The sequence below is a fragment of the Rhodococcus sp. OK611 genome (assembly GCF_003050885.1).
Lineage (GTDB): Bacteria > Actinomycetota > Actinomycetes > Mycobacteriales > Mycobacteriaceae > Rhodococcus_G > Rhodococcus_G oryzae.
This window is the reverse complement of sequence record NZ_QAOZ01000009.1, coordinates 23,332-43,529: the sequence shown is the minus strand read 5'-3', so window position 1 is coordinate 43,529 and position 20,198 is coordinate 23,332. Positions and strand designations below refer to the sequence as shown.

Annotated in this window: 8 protein-coding genes and 2 pseudogenes; 2 read left to right on the top strand and 8 right to left on the bottom strand. The window is 65.3% G+C overall.

Annotated features, from left to right (window positions below; translation table 11 throughout):
• The first annotated feature begins 25 nt into the window (after positions 1–25).
• The gene (locus tag C8K38_RS12790) at positions 26–1,588 is read left to right on the top strand and encodes a flavin-containing monooxygenase (protein ID WP_245221048.1); all 1,563 of its coding nucleotides are present in this window, start codon (positions 26–28) and stop codon (positions 1,586–1,588) included.
• A 99-nt stretch (positions 1,589–1,687) separates the two neighbouring features.
• Here the strand turns inward: C8K38_RS12790 and C8K38_RS12785 are convergent, their stop codons facing one another.
• Positions 1,688–3,067: a cytochrome P450 gene (locus C8K38_RS12785; protein WP_097211846.1), complete on the bottom strand. Its 1,380-nt coding sequence runs from the start codon at positions 3,065–3,067 to the stop codon at positions 1,688–1,690.
• 60 nt (positions 3,068–3,127) lie between these two features.
• Positions 3,128–12,652: pseudogene (locus tag C8K38_RS12780) on the bottom strand (type I polyketide synthase); the annotation flags it as partial.
• A gap of 672 nt (positions 12,653–13,324) precedes the next feature.
• On the opposite strand from C8K38_RS12780, the gene C8K38_RS12775 reads away from it, so the two are divergent.
• On the top strand, positions 13,325–14,317 hold the full coding sequence (locus tag C8K38_RS12775; RefSeq protein ID WP_257017477.1) for an SAM-dependent methyltransferase: 993 nt from the start codon (positions 13,325–13,327) through the stop codon (positions 14,315–14,317).
• 159 nt (positions 14,318–14,476) lie between these two features.
• On the opposite strand, the pseudogene C8K38_RS28090 reads toward C8K38_RS12775, so the two are convergent.
• The 6 genes and pseudogenes from C8K38_RS28090 to C8K38_RS12750 all read right to left on the bottom strand — a co-directional run.
• Positions 14,477–14,786, bottom strand: a pseudogene (locus C8K38_RS28090) (hypothetical protein); the annotation flags it as partial.
• A 134-nt stretch (positions 14,787–14,920) separates the two neighbouring features.
• A complete protein-coding gene (locus tag C8K38_RS12770; protein ID WP_097211989.1) occupies positions 14,921–15,400 on the bottom strand; it encodes a h domain protein in 480 nt (159 codons plus the stop codon).
• A 128-nt stretch (positions 15,401–15,528) separates the two neighbouring features.
• Entirely contained in the window at positions 15,529–16,302 is a 774-nt protein-coding gene (locus tag C8K38_RS27140) for a hypothetical protein (protein ID WP_179800549.1), read from the bottom strand.
• Entirely contained in the window at positions 16,269–17,681 is a 1,413-nt protein-coding gene (locus C8K38_RS12760) for an MCE family protein (protein ID WP_097211843.1), read from the bottom strand. Before C8K38_RS12760 ends, C8K38_RS27140 begins: the two co-directional genes overlap by 34 nt.
• Positions 17,678–18,910 (bottom strand): MCE family protein, encoded by a 1,233-nt coding sequence (locus C8K38_RS12755; protein ID WP_097211842.1) that lies wholly within the window; start codon positions 18,908–18,910, stop codon positions 17,678–17,680. Before C8K38_RS12755 ends, C8K38_RS12760 begins: the two co-directional genes overlap by 4 nt.
• Positions 18,907–20,190, bottom strand: coding sequence for an MCE family protein (locus tag C8K38_RS12750; protein WP_097211841.1), 1,284 nt, complete (start codon positions 20,188–20,190; stop codon positions 18,907–18,909). Before C8K38_RS12750 ends, C8K38_RS12755 begins: the two co-directional genes overlap by 4 nt.
• Positions 20,191–20,198 lie beyond the last annotated feature (8 nt).

Here is a 20,198-nt window from a genome sequence, read left to right as displayed (position 1 = left end):
CGACCTATTCAGTGAGGGAGACGAAATGAGCACTATGACATCGCAACCCGATCACGAGATCGTGGTGATCGGGGCGGGTCCCGGCGGTATCGCGGCGGGTGCGCTGCTCAAACGCGCGGGGATCGAAGAGTTCACCATCCTGGAGCGCGCGGGCGAGGTCGGCGGCAGTTGGCGTGAAAATACCTACCCGGGGATCAGTGTTGACGTACCCGGGTTCATCTACCAGTACTCGTTCGCTCGCAAGGCCGATTGGCCAACGGCATTCCCGACAGGTGCCGAGGTCAAGGCGTATCACCAGGACGTCGCCCGCCGCTACGGTCTCTATCGGCATCTACGGTTCCACACCGAGATCGTCCGCGAAGTCTGGGACGAGACACACCGCCGATGGGCGTTGCACACCGCTGACAACGAGATCATTACGGCCAGGTTCGTGATCAGCGCGGTCGGCGCCTTTCTGCGACCCAAAGTCGAAAGTGGCATAAAGGGTCTCGATGACTTCGCCGGTAGGGTGCAAAGCCCGGCCACCTGGGACCATGCACTCGACATGACGGGTAAGCGCGTGGCTGTGGTCGGTACCGGCGCGAGTTCCGTGCAAATCACGCCCGCGATCGCGCCTGAGGTAGGTCACCTTGATGTCTACCAGCGGACGCCTGCGTGGTGCTTACCCAAACCCAACTACCGGGTCCCGCGCTGGTTCCAAGCCGCCTTGCGGGTGCCAGGCGTGGCAGCGGCCCAGTCCGGGATAATATTGCTGGGGTTGGAACCCATCGCCAGACTGGCTACGTATCTGCCCTTGACAGTGGCGAAACCGTTGATGGCCGCATTCGATGCCTTCACCAAGCGGGTTTACCGAGCGTATCTCCGACGGGTCATCGATGACCCCGCAACGGCCGCCGCACTGACACCCGGGTACGGACCCATGGCGAAGCGACTCACCCTGTCAACCGGGTATCCGGCGGTGTTCAATCGCGACAATGTTCGCCTGGTCACCGACGACATCGAGCGGTTCACCGAGCAGGGCATCCGGACCAGCGATGGCACCGAGCATCAATATGACGTCATCCTGCTGGCAACCGGCTACGAGATGCACACCGAGCCGGAAAGCTACACCGAAGGCACCGTTGTCGGGCGGGACGGATTCGATCTCGGTCAGTTCTTCCACGCCAATGGAGTACAGGCCTACGAGGGTGTGGCCATAGCCGGCCTGCCGAACCGCTGGATGCTGGTCGGACCGTACTCGTTGTCCGATATCGGATGGCACGGGATGGTGGAAACGACTGCATCACACGCTATTCGAGCGATAGCGGAGGCGCGACGCCGGCAGGCGTCGACTGTCGAGGTGAGCGAACAGGCCCACGCCGCTTACCATGCCGAGACCTGCAGGCGCGGTCAGGTCCTTCGGCACTACATCGAGACGCAGGGTGTTCCGACCTACTACCGCAACTCGCACGGTGACACGCCGTATTTCCGGCCCGCCGGAGCCCTCGAAACGCGTTGGCGTGGCAGGCACTACCCGTTCACCGACTATCACTTCGACACGGAGTATCAGCTTCCGGATCGGCGTGTGGACGCACCCGGTCTACCATGATCAGTATCTGAGGCGTGCCGACTAGTCGTCGTTGGGTCCCGCACCGGGATCGTGTCGGAAGTCTGCGGCACGGATTCCGGTGCGGGCCAGTTGGCCTCATCAGTTGGCTCGGGGTACGACCCTCAGCTGATATGGCTCGGGGCGCAGCGTCCCACGTTCCCTCATGACCAGAGGTGTGCCGTCTGTGCTCAATTCGAATGCGGACAGAATGCGGGCGATCAGCAACGTGGCTTCATGGAGTGCGAACTGACGGCCGATGCAGCTCCGCGGCCCGGTGCCCCACGGCTCGAAGAACCGGTCAGGATGGCTGCGCAAACGGTCGGGTTCGAAGCGAGACGGATCGAAGCTGTCGGCGTCGGGACCCCAGACGCCCCTGTCGCGATGTGCGGCCAGGGCGAGGACGAAAACCATTTGCCCGGCAGGGATCAAGTACCCGCCGAGGTTCTGGTCGGTCCGGGCTCTCCGGAAGTATCCCGGTGCCGGCGGCCATAATCGCAGGCACTCGTTGAGAGCCTGTCGGATCAGGCGCATCCCGGTTATTGCTTTGTAGTCGAACCCGCCGCGTGCCGAAACCTCGGCGCGGAGTTGTTCTTGTAGCTCTTGGTCAGCGGCGATGTAGTGCAGTGTCGACTCGAGCAGTGCGGCTGTGGTTTCGTAGCCTCCCGCCATGAAGGTCAGCACTTGCTCGCGCACGTTGTCCGACGGCAACCGTTGGTCGGTTTCCGGGTCGATGGCCGTGAGCATGAGGTTGAGTAGATCCTCATCATCGGTCGGGTGAGCTTGTCGTTCGGCGATGATTCTGTCGGAAAAGTTATGTATCACCTCGACATTGCGGCGCACACCGGGTTCGAGTAGCCGCCGTCGGAGTGGGCCGATGACAGGCAGGGCAAGGCCGGCGTCTGACGCCATTCGCAGCAGGTCCGCGAGAGAATCGATGAACGCCACAGAATCGGCGCTGTCGGGCGCATCATGGAAAAGCCCGAGATCCCTGGTGAATCCGGCCCGGCCGATGACTTCCCCCGCGGCCCGCGTCATGGCCGAGTGCGTGTCGATCACGCCGTCACCGGCGGACCATTCCGCGACGAGATCATCGGCAACCGACTGCATGGCCTGGTGATAGCTGAGCATTGCCTTCTGCGCGAATGCCGGAGTGAGAATGCGGCGCGCCTGGCCCCACAACGGATTGTCGGAATCTACTACGAACAGAGCGTCCGGCATGAACCGTTGGAACTCGAGCACAGGCCCGTACAGTGCACGCTCCCAATGCTGTTCATCCGAACACTGTGCCGCGAGCCGAGCACCTGTCACGTAGACAAAATGCAGGCCGAGGACTCTCCGTTCGAAAAGGGGGCCGAGCGATGCGGACAGGGCCACTTCATTCTGAATGGGACGATAACGATCGATATGGGTGATATCACCCAAGAGGGGCACGCGCCCAGGGGGGTGTGGAAGGTCTCGACGAATCAGGGGAGGTGTCATGTGCTCATCCTTCGGGACTGAATGCATGAAATCAACTGAACATCAACGGTGTTCGCGAAGTTACGAGATACCGAATTCGTCCTCTAGCAGATCAAGTAACGTTTGATCACTCATGGCCATGATGTCTTCTGACTGGGATGCATCCCGAGATTCATTCGCCCGACTGGCGATTCGCGTCAAGTTCAACAACTTCGAGTAGAACTCATTGGTCAATCTATTGTCGGCGATCATATCCATTACCTCTTTCTCCAGGCGCGAAAAAGAGTCGGAGACATCGGTGTCGGTGAGCTGGGTGAGGATGTGCGCGGTCACCGCGTCCGGTGTCGGATAGTCGAAGACCAGGGACGCGGGCAACCGCAAGCCGGTGACGGTGTTCAGCCGGTTGCGTGCCTCGACCGCGGTCAGCGAGTCGAAGCCCAGATCCCGGAAGCTACGGCCGGCATCGATGGCCGCGCCGCTGTCGTGGCCCAGCACGGCGGCGACCTGACCGCAAACAGTTTCCAGCACCAACGCCTTTCGCTCGGCCTCGGTCAGTCCCGCCAAGTGCTGCCGCAGACCCGTCATAACTCCGGTGACGCGACGGACTCCCGGCAGCAAGCCCTCGAGCAATGGAGCCAGAGTGCCCGCGCGCGCACCGGAAGCCAGCGAGGCTGTGTCCACGCGGGCAGCGACCACACCCGCGCGATGTTGCGCCACAGCGGCGTCGAACAACGCCAAACCCTGCTCGTCCGACATCGCCACCACTCCACCCCGACCCAGGCGTGTGGTGTCGGCCTCGCCGAGGTGCCCGGTCATCTCGGTGCCCGCGGCCCACAAACCCCACGCGATCGACACCGCCGTCCGACCCTCGCCACGGCGAGACTCGGCCAACCCGTCGAGGAACGCGTTCGCGGCCGCATAGTTGCCCTGCCCCGGGGTGCCGAACACACCCGCGACCGAGGAATACAACACGAACAACGCCAGATCCAACTCACGGGTCAACTCATGCAGATGCCACGCCGCATCCGCCTTGGCCGCCAACACCGCATCCACCCGATCCGGGCTCAACGACACCACCACTCCGTCGTCGAGCACACCCGCGGTATGGACGACGCCGGTCAACGGCGCGTCCTGGGGTACCGCGGCCAGCAACTCCACGACCTCACCGCGATCGGAGACATCGCACGCCACGATCCGCACCCGGGCACCCAACCCGGTCAACTCCGTGACCAAGTCCGCTGCCCCCGACGCCGCAGGGCCACGGCGACTGGCCAGCACCAACGACCGCACCCCGTAATCGGTCACCAGATGCCGCGCCAGCATCGACCCCAGCCCACCGGTGCCACCGGTGATCAACACCGTGCCCGCCGACACCGCGGACACCACACCCGAATCCACACCACCGGAACCCGCCGGGATGGACAGGGCGATCTTTCCGATGTGACGTGCCTGACTGAAGTATCGGAACGCATCACGCGCACGCCGAATGTCATATGTCTTGACGGGCAGTGGAACGATCAGTTGCTTGTCGAACATCGCCTTGAGATCGGCCAGCATCTCCGCGATCCGATCCGCCCCGGCATGCCACACATCGAACGCACGGTAGTCCACTCCCGGATAGCGGGCGGCGATCTCTCCGCTAACGCGTATGTCGGTTTTGCCCATCTCCAAGAAACGACCACCACGCGGCAACAGCCGCAAAGACGTATCGACGAATTCCCCGGCCAGCGAGTCCAAGACGATGTCCACACCACGACCACCCGTGGCCGTCATGAACTGTTCCCCGAACTGCAGAGACCGGGAATCACCGATGTGCTGCTCATCGAACCCCATGGAAGCCAAGGTGTCCCACTTACCCTGGCTCGCGGTCCCGTATACCTCGATTCCCCAGTATCGGGCCAGCTGGGTAGCCGCCATACCCACCCCGCCGGCAGCCGCGTGCACCAGCAAGGTCTCTCCCGGCTGGGCCCGAGCCAAATCCCGGAGCCCGTAATAGGCGGTGAGGAAGACAATCGGAACCGTGGCCGCGTCGACGAACGACCACCCCTCGGGCATGTGGACGATCAATCGCTGATCCGTCACCACCAAAGGGCCCAGACCATCCGTGATCAGCCCCATCACCCGGTCTCCGAGGGCAAAGCCCTCCACCTCCGAGCCGACCTCGACGACCACCCCGGCAACTTCCATGCCCATCAGGGTGTTCTGTGCGGCCACCGTACCCAGGCAGATGAGAACGTCTCTGAAGTTCAGACCACCGGCCCGCACCGCGACACGGACCTGACCCTGCCCCAATGGTTGATCCGCAGCACCGCACGGGTTCAGCCGGAGCCCGTCGACAGTGTCGTCACAGGCCTCCAGTCGCCACGACACCGACTTGGGCACAACCAGACCCAGCGAATCGGTCAGCCGGGTCAGTCGGGCCAAGTGCAGCACCTCGCCGCGGACCATCACCTGGGGTTCACCACAGGCCATCACCTCGGCCAGAGTCGCCCCCGGTATGTCGACGGGGTGATCGGTGTCGACCAGCACGACCCTGCCCGGGTCCTCCGACTGCGCCGAACGCACCAAACCCCAGACCGCGGCACCGGCCAGATCAACGATCTGCTCACCCTCGCGTGCGACAGCCCCGCAGGTCGACACCACCAGCATGCTCCCGGCGAACCGCGACTCACCCAGCCAGGCCTGCAACCCGACCAGAACCTCACCGGTCGCCCGATGCACCCGCCGCGGCACATCCTCAGCGGTGCCGCCGATCTCGCGCCGGTCCAGCACCACCACCGGCGGCACCGCCGCAGTATCGTCGCGCGTCCATGCCAAGAATTCCTCGACCGTGGTGAACACCCGAGACTCCGGCACCGAGCCCGAACTCAGGATCGGAGTCGGCGCCGGTGTCCACTGCACCGCGCACAACCGCTCACGCGTGCTCGCGGCGCCCAATTGTCCCGGCGACATCGGCCTCAAGGTCAACGACCCAGCCGTCAACACCGGCTGCCCGGTGATGTCGGCAACCTCGATCGCCACCGCGCCGGTACCGGAATCGGTCGGCCGGATCCGGGCCCGCACCACCGACGCGCCGACCGCGTGCAGCGATACCTCCGACCACGCGAACGGCAACATCACCTCGCCACCGGCATCGGTAGCCATCACCGTGGCATGCAGCACCGAATCCAACAGCGCCGGATGCAGCCCGAACCCCGACGCATCACTCACCGAATCCGGCAATGAAGCCTCGACGAACAACTCCTCACCACGACGCCACAGCGACCGCAATCCCTGGAAAGTCGGACCGTAGTCATATCCGAGATCGGCCAACACCGAATACAGATCGTCCACCGCCACTGCCGCCGCGCCGCGGGGCGGCCACACCGCCAAGCCCTCCGACACCGCGCCGGCGGCAACCGAATTCGCGAAATCGACACCCTGTCCCGCGAGCAATCCCTCGGCATGAGTGACCCACCCCGCCTGCGGTTCCCCGGCAGCACAGGAATACACCGTCACCCGCCGAACACCCTGCTCCTGCCCATCGTGCCCATCAACCACGACCTGCAGCTGCACCCCGGTCTCGGCGGTCAACACCAACGGGGTCGTCACTGTCAGGTCCCGCAACACCGGGCAGCCGACTTCCTCCCCGGCCCGCATCGCCAACTCCACGAACCCGGTACCGGGGAACAACACCACCCCACCGACCGCGTGGTCGACCAGCCACGGCTGCGACGCCAACGACAACCGACCAGTCAACACCACCGCACCCGTGTCCGCGGACGCCATCACCGCTCCCAATAGCGGATGCCCGGCCCCGGTCAACCCCAGCGACACCGCGTCACCGGTCCCGGTCGAGGTCAACCAATAGCGGTGACGCTGAAACGCGTAAGTGGGCAACTCGATTCGACGACCACGGCCCTGACGCACCGCATCCCACACCACATCCACACCCGACACATCCAACCGGGCCATCGAACGCGTGAACGCGATCGCGCAGTCCTCGCCGCGCACCAGCGAACCCACGATCACCGGGTCATCGCTGTTCGGGGGAATGCTGCTGCCGGGATCGGCTGCCTCACAGATCTGTTCGATATCGACGGTCAGCAGCGGGTGTGGGCTCGCCTCGACGAACACGCCGTATCCGTCGCGGCGCAATGCGCGCACGGTCTGCTCGAAACGCACCGTTTCCCGCAGATTGCGAAACCAGTACCCGGCATCCAATTCGGTCGGGTCCAGGATCGTGCCGGTGACGGTGGAATAGAACACCACCCCCGACGAACCCCTCGGACCGGTGGAATCTTCTGAACGCGGCTGGATTTCGGTGAGTGCGTCGAGCAGGTGATCGCGGAGTTGTTCGACCTGGGGAGAATGCGAGGCGTAATCCACCGCGATCCGACGGGCGCGAACATCGAGTCGCTCACACTCGGTCAGGAACAACTCCATCTGCCCGATGTCACCGGACACCACTGTCGATCCCGGGCCGTTGACCACAGCCACCGCCAACCCGTCGAACCTCTCGAGCAGTCGCTCCGCCTGCTCGACCGAGAGCCCGATCGACACCATCGCGCCCTGACCGGCCAACGCCGTCAACGCCGCCGAGCGCAGGATCACGATCCGGGCGGCATCCTCGAGCGACAACACACCGGCCACATGGGCTGCGGCGATCTCTCCTTGGGAATGACCCACCACGGCATCGGGTTCCACACCGACCGAACGCCACAGCTGCGCAAGCGACACCATCACCGCGAACAACACCGGCTGCACAACCTCGACACGCTCCATCGAGGGCGCACCTTCGCCGCCGTCGAGCACCTCGAGCAGCGACCAGTCCACCAACGTGGAGAACACCCGATCACACTCGGTCATGGCCTGCACGAACACCGGCGAGGAAACCAGCAACTCCCGCCCCATCCCCAGCCACTGTGCACCCTGACCCGGGAACACCAACACCGTCTTACCGTGTCTACCGACAACCCCCGACACCACCGCACCAGCATCGGCGGCGCCGGCGGGTAGCCCCCGTGCCACCGCGTCGAGCCCGCCCAGCAACTGCGCCCGATCCCCGGCGACGATCACCGCACGATGATCGAATCGCGACCGTCCGGACAACGTCGCGGCCACATCCATCGCATCCACATCCGGACGCTGCCCCAGATAGGTCGACAACCGAGCCGCCTGCTCCGCCAACCCATCCCGGGTCCGCGCCGACACCACCCACGCCACCGGCGCCGACCCATCGATCGGTGTCCGTCGTTGCGGTGCCGGCTCGCTCACCGGTGCCTGTTCGAGGATCACGTGGGCATTGGTGCCGCTGATACCGAACGCCGATACCGCGGCCCGTCGCGGACGATCGGCCTCCGGCCAGTCCCGTGCCCGACTCAGCAGCTCAGCGTGTCCCGCAGTCCAATCCACATGCGAGGACGGTGCGTCCACGTGCAGAGTCTTGGGCAGCACCCCGTGGCGCAGGGCCTGCACCATCTTGATCACCCCGGCCACACCGGCAGCCGCCTGGGTGTGCCCGATATTGGACTTCACCGAACCCAACCACACCGGTTCCGAATCGCGATCACGCTGACCATAAGTCGCCAGCAACGCCTGCGCCTCGATCGGATCACCCAACGTGGTGCCGGTGCCGTGCGCCTCCACCACATCGATCTCGGCCGCAGACACTCCGGCATTGGCCAACGCACGCCGAATCACCCGCTGCTGCGAAGGCCCGTTCGGCGCGGTCAAACCGTTGGACGCACCATCCTGATTGACCGCGCTACCCCGCACCACCGCCAACACCTGATGCCCGTTGCGTTGCGCATCGGACAACCGCTCCAGCACCAGCACACCCGAGCCCTCACCCCACGCCGTCCCGTCAGCCGCCTCCGCGAACGGCTTACACCGCCCATCCGGCGCCAACCCCCGCTGCCGCGAAAACTCGACGAACATTCCCGCCGTTGCCATCACCGTCACACCACCCGCCAGCGCCAGCGAGCACTCTCCCGACCGCAACGCCGCCGCCGCCTGATGCAAGGCCACCAAACCCGCCGAACACGCCGTATCCACCGATACTGCCGGGCCTTCCAACCCCAACACGTACGACACCCGACCCGACACCACACTCGCTGTCACACCGGTGAACCCGCCATCCCCGACCCCGTCACCATCACCGGCGCCGGCACCGTAGGACTGGTCGATCACACCGACGTACACGCCGGTATCGCTGCCCCGCAGCGTCGCAGGCCGGATACCGGCGTGTTCGATTGCCTCCCATACAGTTTCCAGCAGGATCCGCTGCTGGGGGTCCATCCCGATCGCCTCACGCGGACTGATCCCGAAGAACCCGGCGTCGAACTCGGCCGCGTCATAAAGGAATCCGCCCGCATTCGCGTACGACTTGCCCGCCACACCCGGCGCCGGATCGAACACCCCGCCCCATCCGCGGTCGGTCGGGAACTCCGAGATCACATCACGCCCGTCAACCACTAACTGCCACAACTCTTCCGCGGAAGTCACCCCACCCGGAAACCGACACCCCACGCCCACGATCGCCACCGGCTCCGACGACGACACCACCGACACCGATTCCCATGCCGTAGCGACATCGGTGTCGGTGAGCTGGGTGAGGATGTGCGCGGTCACCGCGTCCGGTGTCGGATAGTCGAAGACCAGGGACGCGGGCAACCCCAAGCCGGTGACGGTGTTCAGCCGGTTGCGTGCCTCGACCGCGGTGAGCGAGTCGAAGCCCAGATCCCGGAAATTGCGGCCGGCGTCGATGGCCGCGCCGCTGTCGTGGCCCAGCACGGCGGCGACTTGACCGCGAACAGTGTCTAGCACCAACGTTTTTCGTTCGGCGTCGGTCAGTCCCGCCAACCGCTGCCGCAGACCTCCCACAACTCCCCCGACGCCACGGACCTGCGGATGGGCGACCTCTGACAACCCCGACGACTCCGCATCGCCGACCCCCGACGAACTCAACCAATACCGGCGACGCTGGAACGCGTAACCCGGCAACTCCACACGCCGCCCACGACCCCCCGACACCGCGTCCCACACCACGCCCACACCCGCCACATCCAAGTGAGCCATCGAGCGGGTGAACGCGAGAACAGTGTCCTGGTCGCGTTGCAACGAACCCACGATCACCGGGTCCCGGCCATCGTCGGAAGACGAAGCCTCACAGATCTGTTCGATGTCGACACCCAGCAACGGGTGCGGGCTCGCCTCGACGAACACGGTGTACCCGTCCCCACGCAACGCCTGCACCGCCTGCTCGAAACACACCGTGTCCCGCAGATTCCGGTACCAATAGTCCGCATCCAACCCGGCCGGATCAAGAACCGTGCCGGTGACAGTCGAGTAGAACGCCGCCCGCGACGATCCGGTCTCGAGTGGTGGTGTCCGGTCTGTGGTCAGTGTCTGCATCAGGTGATCACGGACCTGGTCGATCTGGGGCGAATGCGAGGCGTAGTCCACCGCCACCCGCCGGGCACGAATACCACGACGCTCACACTCACCCAACAGCGACTCCAACGGCCCGCTCGCACCGGAAACCACCGTCGACCCAGGGCCATTGACCACCGCCACCGTCAACCCATCGAACCCCTCGAGCAGCTCCTCGACCCGCTCCCGCGACGCGAACACCGACGCCATCGCGCCCTGACCCGCCAACACCGCCAACGCCGCCGACCGCCGGATCACGATCCGGGCGGCATCCTCGAGCAACAAGCCGCCCGCGACATGAGCCGCGGCGATCTCTCCCTGCGAATGACCCACCACCGCATCGGGTATGACGCCGACCGAACGCCACAACTCCGCCAGCGACACCATCACCGCGAACAGCACCGGCTGCACGATCTCCACGTGTTCGAGCCACCCCGCATCGTCGGTGGCAAGCACATCCAGCAACGACCACTCCACCAAAGGAGCGAACGCCCGATCGCACTCGGCCATCTTCTGCGCGAACACCGGAAACTGAGCCGACAATCCCCGCCCCATCCCCAACCACTGCGCACCCTGACCCGGAAACACCAACACCGTCTTGCCATGTGCCCGTGCGGTCCCCGACACCACACCATCACCAGCCAACCCTTGGGCCACCGCCGCCAAGCCCCCCAACAACGCCGCTCGGTCGCCGCCCACGACCACCGCACGCTGCTCGAACCGCGACCGACCCGCCAAGGTCGCCGCCACATCCACCGGGTCCACATCAGGACGCTCGAGCAGATAACGCGACAACCGATCCGCCTGCCCCGCCAACGCCTCCTGCGTCCGACCCGACACCACCCACAGCACCGACCCGTCCCCACCGGTCACCGGGTCGGTCACCGGTTCGGCCACCGACTCCGGTGCCTGCTCGAGAATGACGTGGGCATTGGTACCACTGACACCGAACCCCGACACCGCAGCACGACGCGGCCGATCGACCATCGGCCAGTCGCGTTGCTCGGTGAGCAGTTCCACCCGCCCGGCATTCCAATCCACATTTGTGGACGGCGTATCCACGTGCAGCGTCTTGGGCAGAATTCCTCGACGGAGCGCGTGCACCATCTTGATCACCCCGGCCATACCGGCAGCCGCCTGGGTGTGCCCGATATTGGATTTGACCGAACCCAGCCACAACGGCCGATCCTCCGGCCGGTCCTGCCCGTAGGTGGCCAGCAACGCCTGCGCCTCGATCGGATCACCCAACGTGGTGCCGGTGCCGTGAGCCTCCACCACATCAACCTCAGCCGCGGACACCCCGGCATTGGCCAACGCCCGCCGAATCACCCGCTGCTGGGAGCGCCCGTTCGGCGCGGTCAACCCATTGGACGCACCATCCTGATTGACCGCGCTACCCCGCACCACCGCCAGGACCCGATGCCCGTTGCGTTGGGCATCCGACAAACGCTCCAGCACAAGCACACCCGAGCCCTCACCCCACGCCGTTCCGTCGGCGGCTTCGGCGAACGGCTTACACCGACCATCGACAGCGAGCCCCCGCTGCCGGGAAAACTCGACGAACGTCGCGGGTGTGGACATCACCGTCACACCACCGGCCAGCGCCAGCGCACACTCCCCCGACCGCAACGCCTGGACTGCCAGATGCAGCGCCACCAGCGATGACGAGGCCGAAGTGTCCACCGATACCGCGGGCCCTTCCAACCCCAGCACATACGACACCCGACCCGACACCACACTGGATGAACCGCCGGTCAATCGATAGCCCTCGACGTCGACGGGAACCTGCCCGCCGGCGCCGGCGCCGTAGTCGTTGTGCATCACCCCGCAGAACACTCCGGTGTCGCTTCCGCGTAGTGCCGATGGGTCGATGCCCGCTGATTCCAGCGCCTCCCATGCGGTTTCCAGCAGTACTCGCTGCTGAGGGTCCATCGCCAACGCCTCGCGCGGACTGATCCCGAAGAACTCGGCGTCGAACTCGGATGATTGATGGAGGAATCCGCCCACGCGCACATAGGACTTGCCTGGCACACCCGGCTCTGGGTCGTACAGGTGTTCCAGGTCCCAGCCGCGGTCTGTCGGAAAATCTGTCAAACCATCACGACCGTCGATTACCAACTGCCACAGGTCTTCGGACGACTCCACACCGCCTGGAAACCGGCAGCCGGTACCCACTATCGCAATCGGCTGGCTCATGACCTGTCCATCGATCGGTTGCGTCCGCTCAGGCTCATCGTTGAGAAGCTCAGCGCGCCCTGGATACAGCCGAGTCATACCAATCCCCTATTGAGTCGAGTGAAGTTGGTTTGCGATGTGTGGTCGTACGGATCCAGGCCCTAATTCCTAGGTGTTTGCCGAGGCGTAGGCCGATGAACTCAGATTCGGCTGACGAGCCGGCCACATTTCGTACTGAGCGGTCGCCACCAAAAGGTCGACACTGCATTCACAACGACGGGCGTAGGCATCACGTCTCCGAAACGCCGCGATCGCCGACATATGACTCCCCATACCTGATTTCCCACCCCTCAGATCTGGCCGAACTGGCGAGCTGAAACCCGAAAGTCAGAACGGGTGTACTCGCGCAGGGACGGTCGATCCCCCGAAGTCGTCTCGCCCGTGCCCGGCAGGATCGTTGGGCCGGTAAGAGACCACTTCATCAAAATAGAACACGTTCCTGTCCGATGCAAGCATTCGGACCGAAGTGCCTGGCGGACACCAGACTTCGTGAACTCGGCGATCACTCGCCTCCTGAAAAAGGTCGGGTGGCGCCATCCCCAGCCCGGAAGCCCCCTCCCCGAACTGTCGCTCAAAAAGCGACTGCACATAACCCGACGACGGTGCGCACAGACTGCTAGCATCCGGCGAGTGGCCCCGCATATCGGCTGGGGTCCATCGCCTGAGGGGGGCAAAACCATGACAGTTATGGAATTTCGTGACTCCGAAAGCTCGACCCGACGCAATTTGCGATGGGTTCGCGAATGGGGGTGGTTTGCATCCTTGGCCTTCGTGCCCGCGATTCCTGATCGATTCAGCCGGGTATACGACGATATTTTCACTGCATCAAACTGGCTTGGCGAGGAATCGCTATTCTTCAACCTGGGCTACTGGAAAGACAATCCCCAAACTTTCGATCAAGCGGGCGCGGCATTGGCTCGGTTGGTAGCGACCGAAGCGGGCCTTGGGTCCGATGATGTGGTGGTTGACGTCGGCTGCGGATTCGGCGATCAAGATTTTCTCTGGGCGGATGAATTCGGCCCGAAACGAATTACAGGCGTAAATATTTCCGTGAAACAGGTCGAGATCGCGACCAAACGGGCCGCCGAACTAGGGCTCAGCGATATCGTCGAGTATATGCACGGGTCCGCAAGTGATCTGCCTCAGTCCGACGCTTCCGCAACGAAAGTGACCGCGCTCGAATCAGCGCTTCACTTTCCGTCGCGTTCACGATTCTTCGATGAAGCATTCCGAGTTTTGGCACCTGGCGGCCGGCTGGTGACCGCCGACGTCGTGCCGCTCGCAAATGAGCATGTTTCGAGCAGGTCCAGCCGGTTCCGTCCCCTGGAAAAAATAGTGCACGGCATATTCACGACTGGCCGCCAGAATCACACCAATGCGGAGGAATACGGCCAAGCGCTCGTAGCAGCCGGCTTCAAAGATGTGAGCGTCTACTCCATCCGTGATCACGTCTACCCGCAATATGCGGAATATGTCAGCCGTAAGCTCAGGCAGCCGGAGATGAGGCGAATTAATCCGTTGATTCGGAGCTTTTACGGCCAAAGAGGAGCCGCGCTTTGGGCCCCTTGGCTTGACTATATCGTCGCTGTTGCGGACAAGCCGTCTGTGGGAGATGGCCTTTAGCCTCAATGCTTCCCCACTGATCCCGCGCCGGCATAGGCGGCGCGGGATCAGTGGTTTTCTGGTTCTGGTCCTTGGGCACAGGCCGGACGTGCCAATGACGCGATCGCCCGCTGCACATCGGCCAGCGACACGGCCGCGGTCGAATCAAGCTCGGCCACCGGACATGTCGATTGCGACGTGCGTGATGGCGGCCTTCCATCGCTCGTCGCGCTGACCGAATCAGTCGGTGACCGGCCCCGAGGTGCGACCGTTGAACTGCGCCCCCAGGCCCTGATTCCCCGTGATGTCGACCAGTCCGATGTCCCAGCGGTCAACCCAGTCCGCTTCCCCGTCTCGGCGTAGGTCTCCCTCGCCTTCGCTCGCATCGTCACCCGAGCACGCGGCGGGATCTCGGGCACCGATTCGGGCGGTCCGGTCCGGTCTTGGTGTCGCGTGGAGCCGTGGTCACCCAGCCCTTCGACCGCGTGGACACTGCCGTGCTCGCGCCTTTGTTGTCGCTGGATGTGTAGGAACACCCAGTTCACAAGGGCGCGAGCCCTCGATCAATGACCGACACGATCCTGATCGGTCACACCAGACCCCCCCACCAAGTCGGAAGATCCTTTATACCGGGGTTAGCCGACCGGTGAGCCAGCGGTCGCCGTCCTTGTGCATCTCCATCCGCACCCGGCTGCCGGTGGTGGCCGCGTCGGGGGCGTCGGCGCTGGTGGTGATCTGGTTCAGGAACAGCAGCACGACGGCATCGTCGGGGTCGGCCGAGACGACGGAGCCACCCTGCACCGTGACCTGCACGGTGAGCTTCTTCTCCTTCGCACCGGGCGCGATCACCTCCCCCACCAGCGTGTTGTAGTCCTCCTTGAACGACCCGGTGAGGCCGTCCGCGGCCTCGGCGAGCTGGGCGTCCACGGTGTTGTAGTTGTAGGACAGCATCGCGACGGCCTGCTCGCCCGCCGCCGCCACCGCGTCGGTCCGCGCCTGCTCGGTCTTGTTGTCCTGGAGGTGCTGGTAGAACAGCACCCCGACACCCACGGCCAGGGCGATCACCAGCGCCGCGGCGACAGCCGCCAGCACGGTGCGCCGCATACTGCGTCGCGTGACCTCCGCGGTACCCGGCTCGGCCGGTGCGTCGGTGACCGTCTCCGTCGACTTGTCCTCGGCGGCCTGTTCGGTCGACTTGTCCTCGGTGACCTGCTCGGTCGACTTGTCCTCGCTCATGGCACAAACTCCACCTTCGACGCCGTCATGGTCCCGCCGTCGTCCGTCACCGTCACGCGCATCCGGAAGTCGCGCGGTCCCGACTGGGACTGATCCGGCGTCGTCACGTTGGCCCGCGCGGCGACCAGCACCTGCGCTTTGTTACCGTCCTCGCGCTCGAGTCCGGCCTCGATGATCTGGCCTTCGGTGGTGACCGAGGCCTCCTTCACGACGCTGACGAAGGGGTCCTGGCGGCCGTCGAACTCGGCCTTGAAGTCGCCGCTCGCGCCCGCGAGGATGCGGTCGACGTCCTCCTTGGCGGTTTCCGGCTTGATCGTGGTCAGGTTCAGCACGGTCTGCCGGGCGGTCTGCACGTAGGCGTTCCGCTTGGCGTCGCGATCGTTGGCAGCGTTCCTGTCGAACAGCAGCACGACCCCGGCCGCGATCAGCGCAAGCACCAGCACGCCCGCCACGACCATGGGGACCGTCGGACGGCGACGGGGGGCCTTCGCGGCCGGCTCGGCGTCCTCCGGCTCGGCATCCGCTGCCGACTCGGCATCCGCAGCCGGCTCGGGCTCGGCCGCCTTGGGCGTGCCCTTCTCCGCATCGGTCTGCGGCGCGCTCTGCTCGGAGGCGACCTCAGCCGTCTCCGTCGTCGCCGCGACTGTCGTCACGACCGTCGCTTCGGCCCGGTCTTCCACCGGGGGCCCCGCGCTACGGCTCGCGCGCCTGCGGGGAGCCGGCTTGTTCGCGTTGGTCAGCTCTGCTGACCGGTCATCATCGTCTGCCACGTCGACTCCTTTCCGGACGAGCCCCCCGACGCCAATGCCGGTTGGGTGTACAGCCGGCCATCGGGACCGGTGTACTTGCCCGTCTTCGGGTCATACGGCCGCGCCGTCACCGGCGCCTCCACCGACTCGTGATAGGAGCTGGGAACTGTCGTGTACGAGGGTACATTCGCCGGCATGATCGGCCCGTTGGGCGGGTTGTTGCCCAGCGGGACGTAGCCGGTGCGGCATTCCTCCGGGGTCGGCGCCCGCCTGCCGGGGAACTCCATGCAGGGGCTGTTCCTGGCACCGCGCACAGTGCTGGGATCGTCCTGCGCCACCCGGCAGAACAGGCCGGGCGGGGTGTCCGGCGTGGACACCTCGTTACCCGGACGCCACTGGTCGGGCGGGAGGAAGCCGGTGGTGCACGGCGGCGGGTCGTTGACCTCGATGGCGAAGTTCACCAGCGCACCCTCGTCCCGGGGACCCGAGAGCGCCATCGTCGTCAGCGCTGCCGTGATAGGCGGGTACAGCACCAGGACCTGCTCGATGCTCTTGTTGTAGATCACCCCGACCTCGCCGACGCTGACCAGGTTGGCCAGCAGCAGCGGCAGTGTCGGCTTCAGATCCTGGAACAACGCGTTGGCCTCCGCGGCGGCGCCCGGGCCCTTCTCCATCACGGCCCGCAGGTCCGGGTCACTCGCGCGAAGCTGATCGGAGAACGTCACCAGGTTCTTGGTCCAGGACCGGATCGCGTCGCTGCTGACCACCTGGGTGTCCAACAGCGGGCCGATCTGATCGATCAGCTGCACGGTCGCGTCGGAGTTCGCGTTGGCCTCCTGGACGAACAGTCGCGCCGAGTCGATGAGCTGCTGCAGCTCGGGGCCGGTGCCGTTGAACGCCTTGAAGGCCTCGTCGACCACCAGCTTCAGCTGGGTGTTCGAGACGCTCTTGACCAGGGTGTTGGCCTGATCGAGCAGCGCACCGACCTCCTGCGGCACCGAGGACCGGTCCTCGGGGATGACGTCTCCGTCCGACAGGTACGGCTCGGAATCCTCGCGCGGGATCAGGTCCACGTATTGCTCGCCGACCGCGGAGACGCTCTTGACCTCGGCGTCCACGTCGGCTGGAATGTCGTACTTGCTGCTGATGGACAGCTTCGCGTCCACGCCGGACTCGGTGAGCACCACCTCGTCGACGGTGCCCACATTGGTCCCGCGATAGGCCACGTTGGCGTGCGGGTACAGGCCTCCGGTCGACTTCAGCTCGACAGTGACGTCGTACCGACCGATCCCGAACAGCGCCGGGAGTTGGACGTACTGCGTCGCCATCACCGTCAACCCGATCACCGTGAGGATCGAGAAGATGGCCAGCTGAACACGGACGAACTTCGACAGCATCATGGCTTGGGCGCTCCTAGTTGCGGAAGGCCGGGGATCTGGGGGAGCTGGATCTGCGGTAGGCCGGGGATCGACGGGGCGGGTGCGGGCGCCGCCGCCGGCTTGGCCGGGGGCTTCGGGGAAGGGCTCTGCAGGGGGTTCGTCGACTGCCCTGCCACTCCCGCGGTCTTGCCGAGCGCGCCCTCGACGCCGCCCAGCGTTCCACCCAGACCGGTACCGGTCAGGAAGTTCTTGTCCAGCCTGTTGTTTGTCAGATCGACCGTCATCATCAGGTTCGCGTAGTCGCCTCGGATCACCTGGTCCAGGTTCTTGAGCGGGAACGGGTAGGTGAGCATGATCGACAGCGACTCGGTGAGCGCGCTGCCCGTACTGGCGAGCTGCGTGAGCAGCGGCACCAGCGCGTGCAGGTTCGCCTTCAGGTCGTCGCCGCTCTCGTTGATCACCCGCGTGGCCGTGCTGCTGAGGTTGCCGAGCGCGATCAACGCGTCGGTCAGGTTCTGCCGCTGGCCGACGAGGACCTCGAGCGCGGGTGGGATGCCGTCCAGGGCGGCGGTCAACGTCGCCGTCTGTTGGTTGACGGTGGTGGACAGCCGGTCCAGGCCCTCCATCGCCGTGACGATCTCGCCGCGCTGACGGTCCAGGCTGCCTACCAGCTGGTCGAGCTGCGGCAGCAGATCGCGGATCGAGTCCTCACGGCCGACGAGGCCCGCATTGAGTTCCCTTGTGATGTCGTTGATCTGGGCCAGGCCGCCGCCGTTGAGCACGACGGAGAGCGAGGACAGCGTCTGCTCGGTGGTCGGGTAGGCGCCCGCGCGTGCCATCGGGATGACGTCGCCGTCGGAGAGGGTGCCCTCAGGGGCGACCCCGACCGGCGGCGCCAGCTCCAGGTGCTGCGAGCCGAGCAGGCTGGTCTGACCGATCTTGGCGGTCGCGTTCGCAGGCAGCACGACGTCCTCGTTCAGCGAGACGGTGACCACCGCATGCCAGTTCTGCACCTCGATGCCGTCGACCGTGCCGACGGTGACGTCGTTCACCCGGACCGGCGAGTTCTCCGACAGGGTGGTCACGTTCGGCATCTCGATCTTCACCGAGTAGGCGCCGTCCCCGGTTCCCTCGGTGCCGGGCATGGGCACCGAGTTGAGGCCCGTCCATTCGCATCCGGTGAGGGCGAGCGTCAACCCGAACGCGATCGATCCGATCGCGACCCGGCGGTGGGTGCTGTTGCGCGTCATCGTCCACCTCCCGGCTTGATCAAGGACTCGAGATCCTTGGGCACCTTGATCGTCGGCAGGCCGTCGAGCGGCCCCGCGACGGGCTTGAGCGTCGACTTGGCGGCCCGCGCCGGGATCTGGTTCTCCAGGCTCGGGGGGCTGAAGGTCAGCTGGTCCGGGTGCGCCGCTACGCCGGTCGCCGGGTTGGTCAGGATCCCCGGGTAGTTCATCTTGACCGAGTTCAGCACCGGCCCCAGGTACTGCGCGCACAGATCTGCGCTCTTGTCGGAGTCGTTCGTGTCGAGGCCCTCGATCATCCCGCAGATCATGTTGATGGGGTTGTTCGCGTTGCTCGCCGCGATCACGCCGGTCACCGAACCCAACGCGGGCTGGTAGATGTTGTTGAAGTTCGCCAGCGCGTTCGGCGCGATGTGCAGCACCCGCTCGATCTCCGGCCGCTTCTGCGCCAGCACCTGGGTGGCATCGGCGAGCCGTTCCACAGATTCCGTGAGGACTGCGCGGTTGTCGCTGACGAACCGCTGCACGTCGCCCATCGCCACATTGAGATCGCTCAGCGCCACCCCGAGCTCGTCGGTGTTGTCGGCCAGCACCGAGGACACCGATGCGAGATGGCCGCTGAACTGCACGATCTGCTGGTTGCTCGCGGACAGTGCGGACACGAAGGCCTGCAGGTTCCGGATGGTGGAGAACAAGTCGGTGCGGCCCTGCGAGAGGGTGTGCATGGTGTCCGAGAGCTCGCGCAGGGTCTTGTTGATGCTGTCGCCGTTGCCCTCGAGGTTGTCGGCCGCGGTGTCGATGAACCGGCCGAGCGAACCCTGGTCGGCGCCGCCTTCCGGGCCGAGCGCGGTGGAGAGCTTGGCGAGCTCCGCCTTGATCTCGTCCCACTCCACCGGAACGGCCGTGCGTTCCACCGGGATCTCGGCATCGTCGCCCATCGTCGCGCCACCGGTGTACACAGGCGTCAGCTGGATGAAGCGCGCCGCCACCAGGCTGGGCGCCACGATGATCGCCTTGGCGTCCTCGGGGATGTCCACGCCCGAATCGACGTCCATCTCCACCCTGGCGTTCTCGCCCTCGGGGTCGATGCTGGCGATCTTGCCCACCGTCACGCCGAGGACCCGCACGTCGTCGCCTGGGTAGATGCCGGTGGTCGTCGGGAAGTATGCGGTGATCCGGTTCTTCCCGAGCCCCGGGAACAGGAACAGGGTGCCTGCCACCAGCGCGGCGATCACCACAGCGGCGGAAACACCGCGCAGGATCCACTTCTTGCGGTTCGTCATCGGGGCGC